Here is a 3,134-nt window from a genome sequence, read left to right as displayed (position 1 = left end):
GGGGAGCCCCCCAGAGGACCCCCGCCCCGCCCGGACAACAACCGCTGCTTACTCGGCGGCCCAGCCCACGAGCGTCCAGTCGATCGTCTCGAACTGCGTGGCGCCCCAGTTCACGAGACCATCCGTGACTGCGTACACGTTCGGGAGCGGCGCGATCGGGAACATCGGGACGTACTCCCAGATGGCCGCGTTGATCTCGTTCGCGATCTCGATGCGCGCCTCGGGGTCGAGCTCGGTGTTGGCCTGGTCCCACAGGTCGCCGAGCGCCTCATCGGTCGTGCCGGTGAAGTTCTGCTCGGAGTCCAGCGGGAAGAACAGCGGCTCCGATGAGGAGATCGGGAACGCGGTGCCGACCCACGAGAAGCTGACCATCTCGAAGTCGCCCGGGATCACGTAGTCGCTGAAGTAGCCGGCAACGGGAACCGAAACGAGCTCGACGGGGATGCCGAACTCACCGAGGTCGGCCTGGACCTGCTCGGCGCGCTGGATGTTCGTCGCGGTGTCGGCGGGAACGGTGACGCTCAGCTCGAGCGGCTCACCGTCCTTGACCCACGAGTCGCCTTCCTTGCTGTATCCGGCCTCTTCGAGGAACGCGGCACCGGCATCGAGGTCGTAGGGCAGCGCGTCATCCGTGTAGCCATCCTGACCGGGCATGAAGATGTAGTCGCCCTGCGTGACGGCGGGCACGCCGACAGGCGTGTTGGCCGCGGCCGCGATCTGCTCGCGGTTGACGATCGAGGCGACCGCCTTGCGCACGTTGACGTCCGCGAGGGGACCTTCCTTGGCGTTCATCGTGACGTGGGTCCACGTCAGGCCGTTCGTGGCCTGGATGTCCGCGCCGTCGACGGTCTGCGCGGTCTCGTAGAGGTCCGCACTCGCCGAGATGTAGAGCGCGTCGATCTCACCGTTCGCGAACGACGAACCCTGCTGGTCCTGGCTGACGGCCTGGAACAGGATGCGGTCGAGCTTGGGGGTCTCGCCCCACCACAGCGGGTTGCGCTCGAGCGTGATGACCTGGCCGGTCACGTCGATGTCGGTGAACATGAAGGGACCGCTCGAGGGCATGCCCTGCGTGAGGAAGCCCTCGTTGAACGCGGCGGGGTCGCTCGCGATGCTCTCTTTGAGCACGCTCGTGAACAGGCCCTGCCAGTCGGCGTAGATCGACGAGAAGGTCACGACGACGTGGTACTCGTCGTCGCCCTGCTCGATGGACTCGATCTGGTCCCACCCTGCGGTCGAGACGTTGATGAACTCTTCGTTGGAGCCGTTGTTGGCGAGCCACGTGGCCGCGTAGTCGGCGACCGTGATGGGGGTTCCGTCTTCCCAGACCGCGTCGGGGTTGAGCGTGATCTCGACGACCTGCGGGTCTTCGCTCGTGATCTCGGCCGACGACGCGTAGTTCTCGTCGACGATCGGTACGCCGGTCTCGTCGATCTTGAACGGGCCGCCGAGCGTCGTCTCGACGATGTCGTTGGTGTCGGACTCGTTGCCGTCGATCTGGTAGATGTTGAAGTTGACGGGCAGGGCCGAGACCGCGAGGGTCAGGTCGCCGCCGTCCTGGACGTCCGCGGCGTCCGCGCGCACCCAGTCGGTGGAGGGCAGTTCAGCCGCATCCGTCGGGGCGTCGCTCGGACCCCCGGTGTTGCCTGCTGAACAGCCCGCGATGATCAACGCGCTTGCGCCGAGCATCGCGATGGCGCCGAGCGCCTTCGCACTTCGAGTTCTCATGTGATCGTTTCCTCTCGTGTTTTCGGGGGAAGACCGGGGTGGCGTGGTGCCGTCACCTCGGGCGTTACCCGGCGCGGTCGAGCGCCACCTGATCCATCAGCGCGGAGCGATCCGCGTGATGGCAGGCGACGCTCGCGCGGCCGTGCCGGGTCAGTTCGGGGTCGCTTCCGCGGCAGACCTGCTGCGATGCGTCGTCCAGCAACGCGTACAGCGGGCAGCGGGTGCGGAAGCGGCACCCCGAGATCTCCTGCGTCGGGCTCGGGAGGTCCCCCTGCAGCAGGATGCGTGTGCGGGCGCGTTCGATGCGCGGGTCGGGAATCGGTGCGGCCGAGATGAGGGCCTTGGTGTACGGATGCCTGGGCTCATTGAAGACCTCGGCGATCGGACCCTGTTCGACGATGCGACCGAGGTACATCACGGCCACGTCGTCGGCGATCTGCCGGACGACGGCGAGGTCGTGCGCGACGAAGAGGAACGAGAGGCCGAGACGGTCCTTCAAGTCTTCGAGCAGGTTGATGATGCCGGCCTGGATCGAGACATCGAGCGCCGAGACGGGCTCGTCCAGCACGATGATCGACGGGTTCGTCGACAGCGCACGGGCGATGCCGATGCGCTGCCGCTGACCACCCGAGAACTCGTGCGGGTAGCGATCCGCCATGGCTGGATCGAGGCCGACCAGCTCCAGCAGCTCGACGACACGCTTGTCGCGCTCGGCCTTGGGCTTGCCCGCGACCCACAGCGGCTCGGTGATGACCTCGCCGATCGGCAGGCGCGGGTCGATGGCGCCCATCGGGTCCTGGAAGACGATCTGGATGTCTTCGCGCAACGCGTGGCGCGCACCCTTGCCGAGTTCGCCCACGTCCTTGCCCGAGATCTCGATCTTTCCGCCCTGAGGGGCGACCATCTCCATGATCTCGAGGATCGTGGTGGTCTTGCCGCATCCGGATTCACCGACGAGCCCCAGGGTACGGCCCGCCTGGAGCGTGAACGAAACCCCGTCCACCGCGCGCACGGTGCCGATCCGGCGCGGGAAGATCGACCCCTTCATGAGCGGGAAGTGGCGCACCAGATCGGTTACTCGAACGACGGGAGCATCCGTTGTCTGGGCGCGCTCCTCCTGTGGCAGCGGCTCGGGACGCGGGAACACCTCGGCGCGCGGGAGTTCACCGCGCGCGATCTCGCCGGCACGGATGCACGCCGAAACGTGCGGCGGCACCGAACCCGGATCGTGGTCGATCAGCTCGGGCTCGATATCGCGGCAGGCGTCGATCGCGACGGGGCAGCGCGGGGCGAACGGGCACCCGCGCGGCAGGGCGCTGAGCGATGGCGGTCGTCCCTCGAGCGGCACCAGGCGCTGCGTGCCGGCGGTCAGCATGTTCGGCACGGAGCGCAGCAGGCCGATCGTG

The 3,134-nt window shown here is 67.5% G+C and carries 2 protein-coding genes; both read right to left on the bottom strand.

Features of this window, described 5'->3' with window-relative positions; all coding sequences use genetic code 11:
- Positions 1 to 48: 48 nt before the first annotated feature.
- Complete coding sequence (locus MIC448_RS09030) at positions 49 to 1,728, bottom strand: ABC transporter family substrate-binding protein (RefSeq protein ID WP_181003332.1); 1,680 nt, start codon at positions 1,726 to 1,728, stop codon at positions 49 to 51.
- Positions 1,729 to 1,792: 64 nt separating this feature from the next.
- Positions 1,793 to 3,134, bottom strand: a 1,342-nt coding sequence (locus MIC448_RS09025; RefSeq protein ID WP_036298524.1) for an oligopeptide/dipeptide ABC transporter ATP-binding protein, incomplete at its 5' end; no start/stop codon positions are given.

It is taken from the genome of Microbacterium sp. C448, from assembly GCF_000582705.2.
GTDB lineage: Bacteria > Actinomycetota > Actinomycetes > Actinomycetales > Microbacteriaceae > Microbacterium > Microbacterium lacus_A.
Note: the sequence above shows the minus strand (reverse complement) of the source record. Positions and strands in the feature narration are given on the sequence as shown.

Excerpts from the sequence above, each read along its gene's own strand:
- MIC448_RS09030 (WP_181003332.1), bottom strand. The coding sequence starts at position 1,728 with ATGAGAACTCGAAGTGCGAAGGCGCTCGGCGCCATCGCGATGCTCGGC.